Source organism: Pinibacter soli (genome assembly GCF_029961145.1).
GTDB classification, from domain to species: Bacteria; Bacteroidota; Bacteroidia; order Chitinophagales; family Chitinophagaceae; genus Pinibacter; species Pinibacter soli.
The window spans coordinates 167930-187067 of record NZ_JASBRG010000001.1; the positions used below are offsets into that span (position 1 = coordinate 167930).

At 41.4% G+C, this 19138-nt stretch carries 16 protein-coding genes; 7 read left to right on the forward strand and 9 right to left on the reverse strand.

Annotated elements, in window-relative coordinates; genetic code table 11:
• Positions 1–63: 63 nt before the first annotated feature.
• Positions 64–1275, forward strand: a complete 1212-nt coding sequence (gene lysA / locus QJ048_RS00705) for a diaminopimelate decarboxylase (protein WP_282332383.1) — start codon at positions 64–66, stop codon at positions 1273–1275.
• Positions 1276–1465: 190 nt separating this feature from the next.
• Here lysA and QJ048_RS00710 read toward each other — a convergent pair whose 3' ends face one another.
• From QJ048_RS00710 to QJ048_RS00725, 4 genes are read right to left on the reverse strand one after another with little or no spacing between them, the layout of a single operon-like run.
• A complete protein-coding gene (locus QJ048_RS00710) occupies positions 1466–2437 on the reverse strand; it encodes a DUF5777 family beta-barrel protein (RefSeq protein ID WP_282332385.1) in 972 nt (323 codons plus the stop codon).
• 20 nt (positions 2438–2457) lie between these two features.
• Positions 2458–3015, reverse strand: a complete 558-nt coding sequence (locus QJ048_RS00715; protein ID WP_282332386.1) for a YceI family protein — start codon at positions 3013–3015, stop codon at positions 2458–2460.
• A 41-nt stretch (positions 3016–3056) separates the two neighbouring features.
• Positions 3057–3707 carry a hypothetical protein gene (locus QJ048_RS00720; RefSeq protein WP_282332387.1) on the reverse strand — a complete coding sequence of 217 codons (651 nt, stop codon included), beginning with the start codon at positions 3705–3707 and terminating at the stop codon, positions 3057–3059.
• A gap of 25 nt (positions 3708–3732) precedes the next feature.
• Positions 3733–4848: a c-type cytochrome domain-containing protein gene (locus QJ048_RS00725; RefSeq protein ID WP_282332388.1), complete on the reverse strand. Its 1116-nt coding sequence runs from the start codon at positions 4846–4848 to the stop codon at positions 3733–3735.
• Between the two features lie 264 nt (positions 4849–5112).
• On the opposite strand from QJ048_RS00725, the gene QJ048_RS00730 reads away from it, so the two are divergent.
• On the forward strand, positions 5113–5511 hold the full coding sequence (locus QJ048_RS00730; RefSeq protein ID WP_282332389.1) for a hypothetical protein: 399 nt from the start codon (positions 5113–5115) through the stop codon (positions 5509–5511).
• A 65-nt stretch (positions 5512–5576) separates the two neighbouring features.
• Here the strand turns inward: QJ048_RS00730 and QJ048_RS00735 are convergent, their stop codons facing one another.
• The gene (locus QJ048_RS00735; protein ID WP_282332390.1) at positions 5577–6179 is read right to left on the reverse strand and encodes a hypothetical protein; all 603 of its coding nucleotides are present in this window, start codon (positions 6177–6179) and stop codon (positions 5577–5579) included.
• A gap of 147 nt (positions 6180–6326) precedes the next feature.
• Between QJ048_RS00735 and QJ048_RS00740 the strand changes: the two genes are divergently transcribed.
• The 4 genes from QJ048_RS00740 (at position 6327) to QJ048_RS00755 (ending at position 10651) form a co-directional block, all read left to right on the forward strand.
• Positions 6327–7958: a C1 family peptidase gene (locus tag QJ048_RS00740; RefSeq protein WP_282332391.1), complete on the forward strand. Its 1632-nt coding sequence runs from the start codon at positions 6327–6329 to the stop codon at positions 7956–7958.
• 192 nt (positions 7959–8150) lie between these two features.
• Complete coding sequence (locus tag QJ048_RS00745) at positions 8151–8645, forward strand: thioredoxin family protein (RefSeq protein ID WP_282332392.1); 495 nt, start codon at positions 8151–8153, stop codon at positions 8643–8645.
• 47 nt (positions 8646–8692) lie between these two features.
• Entirely contained in the window at positions 8693–9181 is a 489-nt protein-coding gene (locus QJ048_RS00750) for a DUF4442 domain-containing protein (protein WP_282332393.1), read from the forward strand.
• A 66-nt stretch (positions 9182–9247) separates the two neighbouring features.
• On the forward strand, positions 9248–10651 hold the full coding sequence (locus QJ048_RS00755; RefSeq protein WP_282332394.1) for an MBL fold metallo-hydrolase: 1404 nt from the start codon (positions 9248–9250) through the stop codon (positions 10649–10651).
• Between the two features lie 138 nt (positions 10652–10789).
• Here QJ048_RS00755 and QJ048_RS00760 read toward each other — a convergent pair whose 3' ends face one another.
• The 3 genes from QJ048_RS00760 to QJ048_RS00770 all read right to left on the reverse strand — a co-directional run bounded on the left by QJ048_RS00760 (position 10790) and on the right by QJ048_RS00770 (position 16473).
• Positions 10790–14296, reverse strand: a complete 3507-nt coding sequence (locus QJ048_RS00760; protein WP_282332395.1) for a PKD domain-containing protein — start codon at positions 14294–14296, stop codon at positions 10790–10792.
• 390 nt (positions 14297–14686) lie between these two features.
• A complete protein-coding gene (locus QJ048_RS00765) occupies positions 14687–15856 on the reverse strand; it encodes an O-succinylhomoserine sulfhydrylase (protein WP_282332396.1) in 1170 nt (389 codons plus the stop codon).
• 188 nt (positions 15857–16044) lie between these two features.
• A complete protein-coding gene (locus tag QJ048_RS00770) occupies positions 16045–16473 on the reverse strand; it encodes an OsmC family protein (RefSeq protein WP_282332397.1) in 429 nt (142 codons plus the stop codon).
• Between the two features lie 85 nt (positions 16474–16558).
• On the opposite strand from QJ048_RS00770, the gene metX reads away from it, so the two are divergent.
• Positions 16559–17581 (forward strand): homoserine O-acetyltransferase MetX, encoded by a 1023-nt coding sequence (metX, locus tag QJ048_RS00775; protein WP_282332398.1) that lies wholly within the window; start codon positions 16559–16561, stop codon positions 17579–17581.
• A 74-nt stretch (positions 17582–17655) separates the two neighbouring features.
• Here the strand turns inward: metX and QJ048_RS00780 are convergent, their stop codons facing one another.
• A complete protein-coding gene (locus tag QJ048_RS00780) occupies positions 17656–18957 on the reverse strand; it encodes a vWA domain-containing protein (protein ID WP_282332399.1) in 1302 nt (433 codons plus the stop codon).
• Between the last annotated feature and the right edge of the window lie 181 nt (positions 18958–19138).

Consider the following 19138-nt stretch of genomic DNA (forward strand, 5'->3'; position numbering starts at 1 on the left):
TCGTTGCGCTAAAATCCTGTAAATTCGCAAATTCTATTTAGTCAATAGATTAATCAAACAATTATGTCCAGTTTATCCAAAGAGTATTTAGTACAGTTAGCCAACCAGTTTGGAACGCCCCTTTATGTATATCATGCAGAAAAAATAAAAGAACAATACAATAAGTTAAACAGCGCGTTTAAGGATGTTAACGCCCGTTTCTTTTATGCATGTAAGGCTTTGTCTAACATCAACGTACTGAAGTATGTGGAAAGCATCGGTGCTTCTTTGGATTGCGTAAGCATTAACGAAGTTAAGCTTGGATTAAAAGCAGGTTTTACACCTGATAGAATTTTATTCACTCCAAATTGTGTGGATTTTGAAGAAGTTGTGGAAGGAAAGGAATTGGGTGTTCACCTGAACATCGACAATATTTCCATCCTCGAAAAATTCGGAACACGTTTCGGCAACTCCTATCCTATTTGTATCCGTTTTAACCCACATATCATGGGCGGTGGCAATTATAAAATTTCAACCGGCCATATCGATAGCAAATTTGGTATTTCTATTCACCAGATGCGCCACATTGAGCGTGTTGTGAAAAGCACCAAATTGAATGTAAGAGGCATTCACATGCATACAGGAAGTGATATTAAAGACGTGAATGTTTTTCTTCAGGGTCTTGAAATAATGTTTGAACTGGCCACGCATTTCCCTGAGTTGGAGTTCATCGATCTGGGTAGCGGCTTTAAAGTTCCTTATCAGGAGGGTGATGTGCAAACAGATATTAATTTGCTTGGCAAGAAAGTAGCAGAAGCATTTCACGCTTACGAAAATGAAACGGGCAAAAAAATCCAGGTTTGGTTTGAGCCGGGTAAATTCCTTGTAAGTGAGAGCGGTTATTTTGTGGTAAAGGCAAACGTTATCAAACAGACTACAGCTACAGTATTTGTAGGCGTTAACAGTGGGTTCAATCATTTGATCCGTCCTATGTTCTACGATGCTTACCACCGCATTGAGAACATTACGAATCCAAACGGTCACGAAAGAATTTATACTGTTGTAGGTAACATTTGTGAAACAGATACTTTTGCATGGGACAGAGCTTTGAATGAAGTTCGCGAAGGCGATTTCCTTGTCTTCTACAACGCAGGCGCTTATGGATTTGAAATGAGCAGCAACTTTAACTCAAGATTGAAACCCGCTGAAGTAATGGTAAAAGACGGTGAGGCAATTTTGATCCGTAAGAGAGATGTGTTTGAAGATTTGATGAAAAACCAGATTGAGGTGTTGTAGAGAGTACGCAGATAACTCAGATTAGACTGATTTACGCTGATTTTTTAGCTGAGTTCACGCATTTGATCTAGGCTTTGATGGGCATTCCAATAAAGCATCTCGTTCACAGGAAATAACTACAATTGAAAATAACAGCAAAAGGCCATGAAGCATAACGCTCATGGCCTTTCTGTTTTTCATATGTCAAGTACTATGGAGCAGTTTTTACCACTTTTTTTACACCAAAACTTCTGTTGATGGTGAAGCCAAGTGAGAAATTACCTTGTTTGAAATCACTTGTATTTCTTGATAGCTGAGTAATATTGCTTGCTGCTGTTGTGCTGCTTACGTAGAATTGGAAAATATGTCCACCGGTATCCCAATCATAACCGAGAGATATCAGATCGGGATTGTAATTAACCAATCCTCCTGTTTCAGTAGACAATAGATTTTTATAGCCGTTCAACTGACGGGAATATTCAAATGTCAACGCTTTTTTAGAAGTGAATTTGTATCGTCCGCCTATTCCTACAGAAAACACATTGTTAGCATCTTTTCCGCCTGCGGTTTTAGGGCCATAGTACGGAGTATAATTGTAGTGTACATAAGAAGGCGTTAACTGCAATGAAAGCTTGTCGCTGAACTTACGTGCAATCAATAGTTGATGCAGGTATGACATTCTGTTCCAAACAAAATCCTCGGGACTTGCACCTTCCGAGCAATCAATGTGCATGGTAGAAAACCAGTCGAGTGTAACAGGAATATTGTGCTCCCCGGTTTGTTGTCTCAGTAATTTTAGTTTACCCCACAGTTCATACTGGGCCTTCCCTGTTAATGCAAGACCGACGTTACCCCAGGTTGTAGGAGAATAGTCAAGAGATAGTAGCGTATTTGCAACACCCCCGTTCAAGCCAGCGAACTCTGCAAGATTGGACCAGCCTTTGCCGTTTTCCCAAATGTTGCCAAAGTGGTGTGAGATCATGAACTGCAGGTTGCCTTTCCCAGTTATCTCAACGCTTTGCATGTTGATTACGCGGGTTGATTTAAAGGTACCTGTGGTTATGTTCTGTTTGGGTTTCGCATTATCCTCTTTCTCTAAATCTCCCAACAAGTCATCCTGTGCCATTGCTTTGAACTGCCCAAGCAGCAAGCATGCTATTATAAATAATGTTATTTTTTTCATCTGAGTAAATATTTTTAAACCTATTGGTTTAGTTGAAACTTAATGGTAGCGCTAATTGGAGTTTGGTCAGCCAATTTTGGTTTTACTACCGCAGGAATGTCAATATTAAATTTGTCAGCCTGGATTGGAAAGTCGCAATAGAATGTTGCTACTTTGTTTTTCACTTCAAGCTTTACCGGAGATTTAAACGAATTAGTAACACCGTGCAATGTTATCTGACCTTCAGATGAAATGTTATAAGTGCCATCTTTAGCCAGCATGTCTTTTGTAAAACCAATCAACTTGCCTTTATAAGAAGCGTTTGGAATTTTATCTGTGTGCAGATAGTTCTCGTTAAAGTGTTCTTCCAACAGCGCATTATTAAAGTGGAAAGTTTTCATTGGCACAAGCAGTGCAACTTCAGCGGTTTCAACTTTGAGCACAGCTGTTGCTTCTTTTGAAGCTGCTGCATAGTCCTTGTGACTTTGGTCTTTGTTTGGATTGAATGTCAGGTAACCCTCTCTTGTTTTATATGTTTGAGCATTTAATACACTTGCTCCTAAAATGATTGACAATGTCAATAAAAGAATGTGTTTCATAATACTGATTTTTGAGTTTATACTGTTTACAATCTGATTAGTTATTGAGGCATACCGGCAGACAACCATGCATTGATAGCAGCCCACGTTGAACTACCAAAAGTCAATTTCCCGCCAGGGTGTCCTGAAGCACCTTTTGAGCTTACCATGCTTGTCAGTTTGTCTTTATCTCCAACGAGTTTTGCGAAGGTTAATGTTGGCCCAAGACCACTATGACAAGAACCACCGGCACATGTGCTGCTGACCATTGACTGAATAGTGTTTGAGTACGTAACATTGGCAGGAGTATTACCGCCACTAGGTCTATCATCCTGTGAACCTTGATTTATCCAGCTTTTTAGGACGCTTACTTCCTGTTGTGTTAGATACACATCACCACCACCCGGATGCGCACCTCCATTGATCCACGTTTCTATTAAAGAGGTTTTCCCCAGTATTGCATCATAAAGAATGGTGTCTTTTCCGTTGTAGCCACCATTAGAAAACCTTACCGCACTAGCACTACCCAATGAGGAACTCATGCCTAGTGTATTGTGGCATCCGCAGCCGCCAGACACATATATTGGCACTACTGATTTTGTAAACGAAATGGTTGAATCCGGCAATACTATATCTGCTTTATTATTGTAGCATGAAGGTGTATACAAGGCAATACCAACCAATACTACCATCGCTATAATTAATTTTTTCATTGTGCTTGTTTGAATGTTTTATTAATTATTTCCTAGTTATAGTGTTACCACCTTTGTCTTTAAACATACCTCTGTTATTAGGACCATATTTCCAGGTGTCAGGCACATTGGGATCCATAAAATACCAGCCTTTTATGATCGCTATTTCAGATGGATTTAAGTGCCCGTCTCCATTAGACATGTTACTGGCATTTGCTTTCGTTACAGTACCATTACCACTGATGAAATAAATGGTTGAATCTATTCTTGTTAACAACGTATTTGAAATGCTGGCAAGATCAGGCAGATTCGAATATTTGTTTGTTCTTAACCCTTTTGAGTAGTTAATATCAAATAACAAGTTTGCGTATGTATTAAGCGGTCCCATCGCGGTTCCAAGTGATTTCTTTGGTTTATAGGCCGCATAGTTTAAAGTATCGGAATAGAATTTTACAACGCTATCCTGGTAAGATTTCCATACGCGATTTATCAGTGTGTCATTTACGGCAACACAACCTGCTTTACCAAACGATATCCCTGTTATTGTATCCTGTGCCGTAAGAGTTCTTCCAAAATCTTTGTAAGTTCTCGCCCATGCACCGATTGCTACGTTTTGATTGTGGCACTGCGCAGTACAGCCCCCTGTGATCAATCTTACTGCTGTCGGTCTGTAGTCAGCCAGTGCAGGAGTTTCGTTGGCACCATTTTTAATCCAGTTGTAGATAGAAATTTTGTCTTCTGTGGAAACTGTTTTTTCAGTTGCAACAGGCGGCATTGCTTTGTTCAGGTCGTTTGTGGTAATCGCTTGCCAAAGTTTGCTGGCTTCTGGATTTCCTGGAACTACCAAACTCTTGATGTCACTGAATGTAACCAGGTTTGGTTTAATGTTGTTATTGTGACAGTTGGCACAATTGGCTTTTATGATCGACTGAATACCGGTTGTGATAATGCTGTCATTAATAGACTTCGCAGAAGAGATACTCAGAACCGTTGTGTCATAAAATGGCGAAAAAATCGTAGAGTCAATGTCTGAGGACGCCAACCCTCTAAAAATAGAAGATGCATTCTTGCCTTCCTTTTTGCACTGCACCGCCACTATTGATATTAGCACAGCGCACAGCATAAAGGCCAGTGTTTTGATTGTAATTAAATGTCGTTTCATTTTGCTTAAAGATTGAGATGTATGAAAGCGATAATGCCTTTCCAAGCAGCAAGCGTTATTAGCGTGAACTTGTTATGACAAAACTATGACGGTGAAGAACGGTTTTTCATGACAACCATTTTCCAAAAAAATGATTGTGGACGTATAAACGAAGCCCAAAACCCTGACTATTGTTATCTATTAGAATGAGTACTATTATAAAATCTTAGAAATGCTGCATATACTTTTGAGTCAGATTTATTAACGAAAAATCATCGAACCGTTATGAATAAGAAAAAATTTTTACTCCTTGTTTTGGCGATGGGTATCGCAGTTGGCAGCTGGGCCACATGGTATGTTTTCTTTAAACCACACAGAAATGTGGGTGCAGAAAAAGCTAAATACGACGTCACATCAACTACACTTTCAGGCGAATTCAAAACCGATACAGCAATAGCATTGAAAAAGTATATCAACCAGGCTGTACTGATTGAGGGAAAGGTTACAAATGTGGATGGAATCACTGTTTCGCTGAATAATATCGCATGCAATATTGATTCAACAGATGTTGCTAAAATAAGCGGCATTAAAGCTGGTGACAATATTAAGGTACAAGGCTTGCTGGTGGGCTACAATGATTTAATGGAAGAAGTAAATATCGCAGAATGCGTTATTAAAAAATAAATTGTATTGTTTTTAAGGTTTGATTAAAACGGTCCCGTTCACAAATGATCGGGACGTTTTTTTATTTAGAAATCGTACACAAGGCTCACTCCACGCACTGTCAGTTTCGAACCACCCGGAAAATCTCCTGTTCCGGGAATATTTATGTAATGTAAAAATCTATCCTGAATTACTCCCGCGTTTGGAAATGTGGTGTCTGTCACCGATAAATAATTATCCGGAGGCAATGTACCCGGAGGCAAATTAATGAACGACATTTCAATTTCACCGGACGGTGAATGCCTGTCTGCATGCTTACGCAAAAAGAAAGCGATCACTGTATTGGCAGTAGTATTCATGTAGTGAATAGAAATAGATTTCAATATCGCTCCCACCGGAATTGGTAACGCTACACTAAGATCGCCTCCCGCAACAGCTGCGCATCTGCCATCCTGGAAATGATCAATGTAACCGGTCGCACTATTGAGCGGGAAAAATGCAGCACTTTCAATGTAGACTGTGTGCCGTTTCTTTAAAACTTTGTCCATAATTCCTTTAGCAGGAGTTGTCTTGGGAGCAGTTTTTTTTGCTGCTTTTTTTGCGGGTACATTTTTTTTAGCGGGAGCTTTCCTGATTGCTTTTTTAACGGCGCTCTTCTTTGGAGCGGCCTTCTTTTTTGTTGACGCCATAGAATAAGTTTTTTAGTCTACTAAAAGGTTTAAGCATTAAGATAGACATATATTTTCGCTAATTAAAACTCTTGGCTTTATTGACATGTTAAAGGAAAAATTTCTACCTTTCTTTACACTTATTATTTACCAAAAAAGAATACAGTTATGCCAATCCGAATGACAGATGATCAACCGGAAGAACAATATAATGACGACAATAGTGGCGGCGGCGGCCGTGGTGGCGGAGGCTTTGGAGGAGGAGGTGGTGGATTGCTGGCATTGTTGCCTTTATTGTTAAGCTTATTCAGAGGAAAAAGAATTTTTCTTTTGATCCTTATTCTTATAGGCGGCTATTTCCTTTTGGGGCGCGGAAGTGGCTGCGGCATTGGTGGTGGAGCCGTTACAAACCAAATTGCAAATGGTCTTGCGACCGGCGGCTTCCTCGATCCAAAGCAATTTGAAAAGGCAAATATTTATGAATCATTGGATGATGACGATGGCAAGAATCCACTGCCGGAAAGCTCCAATCTTCAAAAATTTGCACCTACAGTTGGCGACCAGGGAAAGCAAGGCAGCTGCGTGGCGTGGAGCAGTGCCTATGCAGCAAGAAGTATTCTCGAATCTGCCAGAACCGGCCAATCCGGCGACGCTGTAAAATTCAGCCCCGCTTTTTTATACAATCAAATCGGACTCGATAATTGCGAAGGCTCATATATTATCCGCGCAATGGAATTTATGACGCAAAGAGGGGCCGTTCCTTACGACCAATTTCCTTATACGGATCAAAACTGTAGTAAACAACCGTCTCAACAACAAATGCAGGATGCTTCTCAATTCAAAATGAGAGGATTTAACAGGCTCTCTTTGGGTGATAGGAATGACGTGATTGACCTCCGTGCCATTAAAGAAAATTTATCACAAGGTGCGCCAGTTGTTATCGGAATGATGGTGGGCGAAAGTTACATGCAGGACATGAAAGGAAAAGACCTGTGGACACCTGCGCCGGGAGATCAGCAAATGAACGGATTTGGCGGCCACGCCCAGTGTGTGGTGGGTTATGACGATAAAAAATATGGCGGTTCTTTTTTGATCATGAACAGCTGGGGACCTGAGTGGGGAAATAATGGCTTCGCATGGGTACGCTATGGCGATTTCAAATATTTCGTCCGTGAAGCTTACGGACTTGAACCGATGCAAAAAGTTGGCGCCGCCGCAAACGAGCCGCTCACCTGCGAAGTGGGTCTCGTAGAAGTTCAGTATGACAACAACCAGAAACGCACGATCGCAAGAGGTTATATTCCTTTAAAGTTAAACGGCGGCAATACATTTGAAACCGTTTCTCCATTAAAAAGAGCGGGGACGCGTTTTAAAATGGAAGTGAAAAACAGCACCGAATGTTATATCTATGTTTTCGGAAAAGAAACAGATGGCACTTCCTACACATTATTTCCTTACCCCAAAAAAGACGATCCTACAAAAACGAAATACTCTCCATTCTGCGGAATCGCCGGATATCGTTTGTTTCCAAAAGATAAAAGCATGCAACCTGACAGCATTGGCACAAAAGATATCATGGCTGTTGTAGTAAGTAAAAAAGAATTGAACTGGAACCAACTGAATGCAAGCATTGCCCAAAACCCTTCACAGGACTACGGTGCGAGATTATCGAAAGCATTGGGATCTGCGCTTGTACAAAATGTAAGGTTCCAGCAATCATCGAAAGGCAATATTGCATTTTCGGTACCTGCGACAGATAACCAGGTGGTTGCGTGCGTGGTGGAGATCGATAAGCAATAAAAATACAGGAACGCCCGCCTGAATGACTTTAGTCGGGCAGGCAGATTGTCATGATCGTCCAGATTTGTTATGATTTTTTGATTTGAGGTTTAAGGTTAACAGACAGTTGCTCCCTTTAATTTCAAATCATAATAAATCAGAAAATCTTGATAATCTGCGTTCCCTTCGCGTTCTTATTTTAACTTAGGAGGTATGAAACGACTTACCTTTATTATCATTATTTGTCTTTTAGGTTCATCATTTGCCTTTGCCCAGGATTCGACTTTCAATATCTACAAACCATCTGAAAATGCAGTGCTTGCTTTGAACAAAGCCATCAAGCAGGCTAAAGAAGAAAAGAAACACGTATTCGTACAAATAGGTGGTAACTGGTGCGTTTGGTGCGCTAGATTTTACAAGTTCACTACAACGGATGCGCAGATAGATTCACTTATCAAAGCAGACTATGTCGTATATCATTTAAACTACAGCAAGGAAAATAAAAACAGTCAAATGCTGGAAAAACTGGGCTATCCGCAACGATTCGGTTTCCCGGTGTTTGTAATTTTGGCTGAAAATGGGGAGCGCCTAAATACGCAAAATTCGGAGTACCTTGAGCAGGGACACTCCTACAATAAAACGAAAGTGATGGAGTTTCTTCAAAACTGGAATGTAAAAGCTCTCGATCCGAATCAATACAAATATTAGCGAGAAAGCATACTCAAAAACTGGAACTCATAACTCACAACTTGCCTATGCCAAATGAAAATAAGTTTCTCCAACTCGTAAACAATTCGTTTAAGTACAGGCTTTTTCTTTTATCGAATTTACCCGCTGCTTATTTCAGCGGTGTTCGTGTAAAGCACGCGGATGAAGCATCTTGCATGGTTACGGTTCCTTTCAAATGGTTTTCAAAAAATCCGTTCAGGTCAACCTATTTTGCCTGCCTCAGCATGGCTGGAGAACTGAGCACAGGTGTATTGGCAATGGCACATTGTTATCAATCTGATCCTGCTGTTTCTATGTTGGTAAGAAACATGGAAGCGAGTTTTACAAAAAAGGCAACCGGCATAACGACCTTCACTTGCAATGACGGTGAAGCAATTAAAAACATTGTTGCCAAAGCAAAACAATCTGGTGAAGGAGAAACATTGAAGGTGAAATCAACAGGCGTAAATGAAGCCGGAGAAGTAGTTGCGGAGTTTTATATTACATGGGGATTTAAAGTCAAAATGCAAAAGTAAAAATTCAAAAAGGATGCAACTGTTGACTTTGATTTTTCACTTTTTTACTATTAAAAATTTGCTTTTATGAAAATAGCATTCCACGGCGCGGCCAGAACAGTTACGGGTTCTAAACATTTATTGACACTTAAGAACGGGAAAAAATATTTGCTGGATTGCGGTATGTTTCAGGGTATGGGCAATCAGACAGATGCGCTCAACCGCACATGGGGCTTCGATCCTGCGGAGGTAAATTACTTAATTCTTTCTCATGCCCACATCGATCACAGCGGCCTGATTCCAAAGCTTGTTAAAGACGGTTTTCGCGGAAAAATTTTCTGCACACCTGCGACAAGAGAATTGTCGCAAGTGCTATTACTTGATTCGGGCGAGATCCAGGAGGATGATGTAAAGTATGCAAACAAAGTGCGTGCATCGCAAGGTGCGCCTTATTTACAGCCGCTGTATACAATAGAGGATGCAAAGAACAGTTTCAAGTATTTTAATGAAGTAGATTATGATCAATGGTTCCGCATTGATGAAGATGTTGAAGTGATGTATACAGATGCCGGTCACATCATAGGCAGCGCTGCCGTGCATTTGCGCATACAGGAGAATGGCAAAAGCAGCCGTCTTTCTTTTAGCGGCGACGTAGGAAGATATCGCGATGCGATCCTGCGGTCACCGGAGGACTTCCCCCAAACAGACTATATGATCATAGAATCCACGTACGGCAATAGTTTGCACGATATGGAAATCACTACGCCTGATCAATTGCTACATTGGATCGAAAGAACATGTCTGCAGAAAAAAGGCAAACTGATCATGCCTGCGTTCAGTGTTGGTCGTACACAGGAGATTCTTTATTATCTTAACCAGCTTGAAATAGAAAGGCGCCTTCCCGATCTGGACTACTACGTTGATAGTCCGTTAAGCATTGAAGCAACAGAAGTGGTGAAACGCTATTCCCGCTATTTCAATAAAACAATACAGGATTTGTTGAAAACGGATAATGATCCATTTGGTTTCAAAGGATTAAAATATATTAAATCAGTTGAAGAATCAAAGCAACTTAACTTCCGTAAAGATCCTTGCGTTATCATTTCGGCAAGCGGCATGGCCGATGCAGGAAGGGTGAAGCACCACATCAGCAATAACATTGAGAATAGCCGCAACACGATTTTAATGACAGGTTATTGCGAACCAAACTCATTAGGCGGTCGATTATTAGCCGGCAAAAAAGAGGTTTCCATTTTTGGTGTGGAACACGAAGTACATGCTGAGATCGGCGCTGTAAAAAGCATGAGTGCACATGGCGACTATGAAGATCTTTCACAGTTCCTTGCATGCCAGGATGCCAGGCAGGTGAAAAAATTATTCATCGTTCACGGTGAATATGATGTACAACAACATTTCAAACAAAGACTGATAAAAAAAGGATTTCTGGATATAGAGATTCCGGAAATGCATTATGAGGTAGGGCTGGGATAAGACTGGATAACTGATTAACTGAATAACCGAAGGGTTGAAATTTCGAAATGCATTTCGATTTTCAACCCCTCAGTTATTTTATCGTGGGCAAATACAATTCGCCCAAACCATTTTCAACTTTCAATTCTCAATTCTCAATTACATAATAATCGCCACATACCCGCTTATCGGCTGTCTTCCATTGTGGGGTTTTATCACCCAATAATAGGTTCCCACGGGCAATTTGCCTCCATTGTACGTTCCATCCCATGGAGTACCATAGCCAACCGAACGATACACCAATTGACCGTAGCGATTGTATACCTCCACTTCACAACCAGGATAATCAGACAATGAGGTAATGATCCATGTATCATGAATGCCATCACCGTTTGGAGAAAACGCATTGGGCACTTTCACATACTTCAACACTTTTACATTTATTTCTGCGCTTGCGGTACAGCCATCGGCAGAAGTTGCAACAAGCGTATATACTATATCATTAGACGGTGAAATAGTTGGCGTAAGCAAATGACTATTATCCATTGCTGTGGGAGGTGTCCAGCTGTATGACAAATTATTTCCTGCTGCTACGGCGGGCAAAAGTGTAGTGCCGCCCTCAAGCGATGTAATGTTTGACTGCAGGTTTAAAACAGGCGTAGGATTAACGGTTATAAAACGAATCGAATCTGCGCTACATCCATAAGTGGCCGTAAATGTGAATTTAATTGGAAACTTGCCCACTCCCGCCCTGCGGGGATCAAATGTTTTTCCTGAAACAATTCCGGCTCCTGTATATATTCCTGTGCCGCTAAACCCATCGGTATTAGATGCCGCTGTTAGTACAATTGGCGCGGCCTCCTGGCACATTGGAGATAATGAATCATATGTTAGCAATGGCGTTTGCTTTAATGTAATGGTTGTATCAAACTCATCAAAGCAACTTATTCCCGAGTATGCCTTATAATGCACCGCAAATGATTTTGTACCATTTGCAGACGTAAAGCTTTTATACAAATGCGTGTATTTTTTACCGTAATAAGGATTATCGTCAGTCGTTTTATCTGATTGATCATTATTATAATCCCACCAGATTTCAAGCCTTACTATATTACCAAAAGCAATCTGCGTGGTATTGCTGATATCAAGGGCTGTATTACTACAAAGATTGGTATTGTTAAGAGAAAACTTTGCCTGCTTTACGGCACCATTTATAGTAAAATTTTTGATGGTGTCAGACGTACAACCTTTGGCTGATGTGACGGTGAGCCTTGCCTGGTAATTTCCAATTGCGGTATAGTGCCACTGGGGATTTGCATTTGTAGGATATGTTCCTGTTGGCGATGTGCCATAGTTCAGGTCCCATTTGTAGGTTAGTGTAGAATTATCTCCCACGGAAGAAGAATCTGTAAAGGTTGCCAGGCCATCGTTAATACAGGTTCTGGGAACGCCAAAATTTGCCAGCGGTTGATAGTTGACAGTTACAGGAAGCACTTGAACACTGCTCCTGCAGCCACTGTCTGACTCAACAAGCAACGATACATTATAGGCGCCCTGTTTCGCATAAATATGTGTAGGGCTTTGTACAAACAAGCTGTCCGTACCATCTCCAAAACTCCAATGCCATTTGGTTATATTTCCCTTTGCTACAGACGATAGATTCGTAAAGGTCATCATCTTCGTTTCACACGCAGGTTGCGATGTGCTAAATTGGGCAACCGGTAAAGGGTTTACCGAAATTGTTTTCACTGCTGTATCAGACAAACATCCGATATCGGTGATGTAAGAATATTTAACTATAGAATCTCCAATTCCTTTAAAAACATATTTTGGGCCGGCAGTGTCGATAATTTTTCCATGACCCATATCCCATTGCAGCAATATGGATTGCCGGGAATTATTTGGATCTGCAATTTCCTTAAAGCTTACCATGTCTTTAAAGCAACCGCTGAAGTTGTATGAAAAATCAGCCTTGGGTTTGTCGAAAACTTCCAGATCATAATCAATTTCCTGCTCACCTGTACAACCGTTTGTAACCGTGGGATTGTTTACTATAACAGAGATGGGATAGGTGGCCGGCGTATGCACCGTGTAATATCTGTCGATCTTATAACGATACAGCGTTTTTGCACCAACAGTCCATGTAGAATCATACACAGGGCTATTGATGGTTGTATCATTAAACAAGCCATTGAACTGGTATTTTAAGCTCAGCGGTTGATATGGGAAAACATTGTAAAATTGAAACGGCGCATCTTTACACGCTGCCGGAAAATTTACAGATGCATATGTATTCTTGATTGTTATGTATTGGTAAAGATCAATCAGATTGGTGCCTGCAGAATAACCGTAGGTTTCATGGTCACCCATGCCATAGGCTATGGCATTAAAGCCCGAATCGCAATCAAGGTTATGCGTGCCTTGACCAACAGAAATTTGCGCATAAGAATATTTTGGATCCTGCGGCAAAGCACTGAAATAACTGGCTATGGGGCTACCATCCAAACGCATACTGCTTAAAGCATTTCCTTCATTTTTAACCGCAATGTTTATATAATGCTCCTTGATCAAATAATGCCCTGTAGAACTTAAAGTGACCTGTTTAATAGTTTGCTCAACAGGGTTTATAAAAATCATTTCAGGATCGTTGTAAGTTCCCAATGTTCCGGTACCGCCACCTGAACAAGACTGAGTAGGAAAATATTGCGCCACCATGATGGGCATATCAGACTCAATAATGTTAGTTGTCTTATCGTAGAACTCGTAATATAAATTGTTAACAAAACTGCTCGCCGGTACTGCAGTTCCATTCACATACACCTGGGCAGCAGGATCTGATTTTACAACGCGGTAAATATTAAGCGGCCTTCCGCTCTGGGGCACCGTAATATATTTTTTGCCCCATGTGTTCGTTGGATACATTTGTTGATACAAGTTGTCCGCAGTGTTACATCCCTGGTTTTCCGGCGTGCTTATATAAACCTTTCCGCTTCCGCTGTAGACGGCGATGCGCTTACAACTACCTGTTCCACTCGCAATAGATTTAATCGTCGAACCTGTAAGATCCTGGTCAGCAAGAACCTGGTAAACCTGTCCCGTATTTAATGTTACAGTATTTAAAGACCCTGCGGCCCAGCCGCCTCTGGTTGTTTGCGACGGTGTAATTTGAACAGTCGTATTGTCTTCAGTAGCGATTACAAAAAAATAAGAATAGGCAGGCTGCTCGTTACTCTTTTGCGTGTAGTTGATAGAGTAATATTCTTTTCCCAACGTGTTGGTGGGTAAACAAACAGTAGCACCCGATACAGCCGAAGCGTATATGTGAGCATACACCACCACTCCTTTTGCGGCGGTAACATGGATGCCATAATTCGAAAGACCATCATTCAACAGCCGTGCAGACTGCGGAATAGCGATCTCAGTTATCTGATTGGCAGTTACATTAAAGTTTTGACTAAAAATTCCACTGATAGCAACCGTCCCTGTTGTATTTACATCAGACGTAATATAGAGGGCCATCTGCTCCTGCTGACCGGCATTAGTGGCAAACATTTTTACGTGGTTTCCATAGCCGATCCAGAAATCTTTTCCTTTATTTGAAAAGTCCTGCGCCTTTGTTCCCCAAAAGCCTAATATTAGTAGAGTAAAGAGACATATTTTCTTCATGACCAAGTACGGTGTTCAAGCAATTATCCAATAATACAAACAGATTCCCATTCGCGGAACCGGTTAACAAGCCATTTAGCAATAAGGTAGGTCTTAGGAAGGAAAAGCCATCAAATGGTAGTGTCCTGTTACGAATTAACAGTTTTCATAAAATTAGGTCCAGGCACTTTGCAAAGTACAAAGTATCGGTAAAATAAGGAATTATGCAGACGAGCAATAATATTTTTTGAAAAATTGATGCTGAGATGAAAAAACATTAACCTGACTGACTTTTTGGAAGAAGAAAGGTCCCCACACGAGGGGACCAAATCAAAATACACAATTTTTATACAGGAGTTTCCGGCTTATCGCTCTACTCAGAACTCACAACACATTAACTCAAACCCTTTCTTAGCTCTTATCTATCGCCTGTAAAATATCGTTTAAGATATCGCTGATATTTTCCAACCCAACAGAAATGCGAATAAGTCCCGGCGTGATGCCGACTTTTTCACGCTCCTCATGTGTAAGTTTAGCATGCGTTGTACTTGCAGGATGCGAAGCGATGCTTCTGGTGTCCCCAAGGTTAGCAGTAAGCGTCAACATTTGCAATGCATCCAGGAAATTGCGGCCTGCTTCCAAACCACCTTTTAATTCAAAACATACGATGCCGCCGCCGTTGGTCATTTGTCTCGTTGCAATCCCGTGTTGAGGATGCGAATGTAAAAATGGATAGCGAACGGAACTAATTTTCTCATGGCCCTCCAACGCCTTTGCTAATTTCAATGCATTGGATGCGTGGCGCTCCATGCGCACCTCAAGGGTTTCAAGGCTGCGACTCAATACCCATGCATTGAACGGAGACATTGAGGGCCCTGTGCTTCGGCAAAACAAGTACACTTCGTGAATCAATTCTTTTCTGCCCAATACAACGCCGCCAAGTACACGTCCCTGCCCATCGAGCCATTTGGTAGCAGAATGCACGATGATATCCGCACCGTAGTCAATAGGACGCTGCGCTATCGGCGTAGCAAAACAATTATCTACGTTCAGTAAAATTTTATGTTTTCTGGTAAATTTACCCGCCGCTTCCAGGTCTATCACTTCCAATGCAGGATTGGTAGGCGTTTCCAGGAAAAACATTTTGGTGTTTGGTTTTACAGCCGCTTCCCAGCTTTCCACTTCACTTGCCTCTACATAAGTGTACTCAATTCCGTATTTGGCTAAATATTTTGTAATAACCGTATGTGTGCTTCCAAAAATGGCACGGCAGGAAATTAAATGATCACCGCTTTTTAAAAAGGTCATGAACGATGCAAAGATGGCGCTCATGCCACTCGCTGTTGCAAAGCCGGCTTCTGTACCTTCCAGTGCTACCATTCTGTCAGTAAACTCCTGAACATTGGGATTACTGAAACGCGTGTAAATATTATTGTCGTTTTCGTCCGCGAATGTTGCACGCATCTCCTCTGCATCATCGTAGCAAAAGCTACTGGTAAGAAATAAAGGCGAGGAATGCTCCATCTCATCAGTGCGTGGCACTTGTGTACGGATGACTTTAGTTATAGGATGATGTGACATTTTTTTAATTAATAATTAATATAGAATAATTAACGGGACTGCCTTCAAAATAAATTGCAAGAACAGGACTGTCGAATTAATAATTAATAAAGAATAATTAATAGCGCAGTCTTCAAAACTGGTCGTGAGAGATGGTGAATTAATAGGGCATATACTAGTAAGCACTCAGCCATATTAATTCTTAATTATTAATTAATCTCAACCATTCTCACTTCCCACGTAATCTCACAACCCGCTCTACGCAATGTTTCAGCCACGGAGCAATATTTTTCCATTGACAATTGAGCGGCACGTTTAGCCTTGTCTTCATCTACTGAATCGCCCAGTTCAAACACTATTTTGGCGCTTTTCCAAAGGGCAGGCTCTTTACCGGTTTCTCTTTCCGCTTCTACGAACATTTTAAAGTGGGTAATTTCCTGGCGCTGTTTCTTTAAAATACTTACCACATCAATGCCACTACAACCGCCAAGCCCCATTAAAAGCACCTGCATTGGTCTGGCTCCATAGTTATTACCGCCTGTTTCGGGACTGGTGTCCATTTTTACCACATGTCCCATGCTGTCTGTTGCTTCAAAGCCGTACCCGGGCTCAGAAAGGTTTATCTCAATATTTACCATGGCGAAGAAATTTTAAAAGAAAAAAAATTTTAGCAAAGGTAACATCACACGCCGTTACTTTGCACCCTAATTATTTTGATTTTAAATGTTGCAAACGCTACATATTAAAAAAAGTTTTGAACTTGAAAGCGGTGATAGCCTGCCGGAAGTGACTATTGGATACCACACTTATGGCACCCTCAATGCCAGCAAAAGTAACGTGGTATGGGTTTGCCATGCACTTACAGCCAATAGTGACGCTACCGACTGGTGGCAGGGAGTGGTGGGCGAAAATTCAGCCATCGATCCCAATAAATATTTTATCGTCTGCGCCAATATCCTGGGATCTTGCTATGGCAGTACCGGCCCTCAATCTATTAATCCGATGACGGGTCAATCTTATTTTGCCGATTTTCCGCTGATTACCATTCGCGATATGGTAAAAGCGCATATTCTTTTAAGGGAGCATTTGGGCATTTCCTCTGTTCACCTATTGATGGGCGGCAGCATGGGCGGCTACCAGGTGCTGGAATGGAGCGTAATGGAACCGGCAGTGATCAAGAATATTTTCCTTATTACAACCTCTCCGGCCGAAAGTGCCTGGGGAATTGCCATTCATACCGCGCAGCGACTGGCCATTGAGGCGGACGAAAGCTGGAAAGAAAAACGCATCGGCGCAGGTGAAAAAGGCCTGAAAGCTGCCAGAGCCATTGGCATGCTAACCTACCGCAATTACGATATGATGGTTCATCAGCAAGCCGATCACGACCACGAAAAACTGGATAATTTCAAAGCCTCGTCATACATCAACTATCAGGGTGATAAACTGGTAAAAAGATTTTCTGCTCAAAGCTATTGGGCGCTTACCAAAAGCATGGACTCGCACAATATTTCCCGCGGCCGCGGTGGTAATCTTGCATCAGTTTTGAGGCATATTCCGCAAAGGACTTTGGTAATGGCAATAGCAAGCGACATTCTCTGCCCACCAAAGGAGCAACAGTTTATTGCCGAACATTTGCCCAACGCAACTTACATAGAAATTGATTCATCTTACGGCCACGATGGATTCCTGGTAGAGTTTCACATCATTTCTGAGGCATTGACGAGATGGCTGGGCCGTGGAGAATAATTGAATAACCGATTAACTGAGTGATTGAACATTATCGTGAACTACAAAATGAAACCATTCAGTCATTCAGTAATTCAGTTATTGGCTTTAAGCTTCTTCATCTCATAATTCGCCGACTTGTTTGATTTCTGATAAAGGCTTACGTCCTCAGGTTTCATAGCTTTTATACCATCGAGATGTTTTGCGTAGTCTTCCAAAAGAAGTTGTTGCTTTTGGAGCTTTTCAGAATTGTATTTATCCTTCAATATCCCGATCTTTTTTAAAGTACTGTCTATTTTCTTTTTGGCAGTCTCGTAGCCGCCGCGATCAACGTCGGCAAGTATTTCATCAAATTCTTCCGCATTAGTAAATACAGCGATAATTTCCTGTACCAAGGGGTCCTTATTTTTTTCTACTTTTTCTTTCTCTTTAGTAAGATTAATCGTCGCGTTTTTAATCATGCTTCTTTCTCGAAAGGTTTCTACATCGGTATAGGTAAGGTTACAACTAAAAGAAATAGCGTCCTTGAGATGGATTACAGGCTTTAGCTTTATCAGCAAAGCCTTCCCATCGCTGGCATAAATATCATTGAGCCTGACTTGAATGTTGTTATTCTTAATTTCGTATGGATAACCGTACACCTTTTCACATACAATACCATCTGGTAAGGCAACCGATAGCGTCGCATTTTGCGCAACCACACTCAGCAAGCCTTTCAACTCGCTGGCGAAAATATTGGGGATCTGGTCTGCTTGTTTAATGAAATAATAATTCGCCCGTCCCGTCTCTGCTAACGAAGTCAACAGATCTTCATTGTAATCGGATCCCAGTCCAAACGTTGAAAGGGCAATGCCTTTTTCATTGTATCTGCTATCAGTCAATTTTTTCAATTCTATAGCGTCAGTAATGCCAACATTCGCGAGACCGTCAGTTAACAGAAGTACACGATTCACATATCCAGCTTTCCTTGCTTTTTCTACCTGCCAGTAACCTTGCAACATCCCGCCGGATAAATTCGTAGACCCACCTTCACAAATCTGGTCGATAGCAGCCTTCAACATCTCCTTATTTTTCACCGGCTGAGACGCGCTTGTCACCTGCACTTTATCGTCGTAGTTCACAATTGATAAAATGTCATCGCTGTTCAATTGGTCCACCACAAACATAGCCGCCTGCTTTGCGTAGTCGATCTTATCTCCGGCCATCGAACCGCTGCGATCCAGTACAAGAGATATGTTTAGTGGCACTCTCTTTCTATTGGCCTTGAGCTCACCACTCCCAACGTTGATATACAGATAGGGGTTGTCATTCTGATCATAGAGCAAATAAGTGCCAGATGCCCGCATTTGCAAATGGACAAGATCAGAAGAATCGACCGGCGAAATTTTTGAGGCCATGGGAGAACTTTTCTGTTGCCCGTAGGAAAAACAACAGCATATCATGAAGCAAGCCGCAATTGCAAAACAAAAGCCAGGCAATTTCATTTTGAAGAGGTTTAAGCTAGTGGGAAAATGTCTCTGAGACAACGAAGATGCGGAAAAATTTGGCTGATAGAATTAACTATTCTATTATTCTGAT

Coding starts and splice junctions, on each gene's coding strand:
- lysA (WP_282332383.1), top strand. CDS start 64: ATGTCCAGTTTATCCAAAGAGTATTTAGTACAGTTAGCCAACCAGTTT.
- QJ048_RS00710 (WP_282332385.1), bottom strand. CDS start 2,437: ATGAAAAAAATAACATTATTTATAATAGCATGCTTGCTGCTTGGGCAG.
- QJ048_RS00715 (WP_282332386.1), bottom strand. CDS start 3,015: ATGAAACACATTCTTTTATTGACATTGTCAATCATTTTAGGAGCAAGT.
- QJ048_RS00720 (WP_282332387.1), bottom strand. CDS start 3,707: ATGAAAAAATTAATTATAGCGATGGTAGTATTGGTTGGTATTGCCTTG.
- QJ048_RS00725 (WP_282332388.1), bottom strand. CDS start 4,848: ATGAAACGACATTTAATTACAATCAAAACACTGGCCTTTATGCTGTGC.
- QJ048_RS00730 (WP_282332389.1), top strand. CDS start 5,113: ATGAATAAGAAAAAATTTTTACTCCTTGTTTTGGCGATGGGTATCGCA.
- QJ048_RS00735 (WP_282332390.1), bottom strand. CDS start 6,179: ATGGCGTCAACAAAAAAGAAGGCCGCTCCAAAGAAGAGCGCCGTTAAA.
- QJ048_RS00740 (WP_282332391.1), top strand. CDS start 6,327: ATGCCAATCCGAATGACAGATGATCAACCGGAAGAACAATATAATGAC.
- QJ048_RS00745 (WP_282332392.1), top strand. CDS start 8,151: ATGAAACGACTTACCTTTATTATCATTATTTGTCTTTTAGGTTCATCA.
- QJ048_RS00750 (WP_282332393.1), top strand. CDS start 8,693: ATGCCAAATGAAAATAAGTTTCTCCAACTCGTAAACAATTCGTTTAAG.
- QJ048_RS00755 (WP_282332394.1), top strand. CDS start 9,248: ATGAAAATAGCATTCCACGGCGCGGCCAGAACAGTTACGGGTTCTAAA.
- QJ048_RS00760 (WP_282332395.1), bottom strand. CDS start 14,296: ATGAAGAAAATATGTCTCTTTACTCTACTAATATTAGGCTTTTGGGGA.
- QJ048_RS00765 (WP_282332396.1), bottom strand. CDS start 15,856: ATGTCACATCATCCTATAACTAAAGTCATCCGTACACAAGTGCCACGC.
- QJ048_RS00770 (WP_282332397.1), bottom strand. CDS start 16,473: ATGGTAAATATTGAGATAAACCTTTCTGAGCCCGGGTACGGCTTTGAA.
- metX (WP_282332398.1), top strand. CDS start 16,559: ATGTTGCAAACGCTACATATTAAAAAAAGTTTTGAACTTGAAAGCGGT.
- QJ048_RS00780 (WP_282332399.1), bottom strand. CDS start 18,957: ATGGCCTCAAAAATTTCGCCGGTCGATTCTTCTGATCTTGTCCATTTG.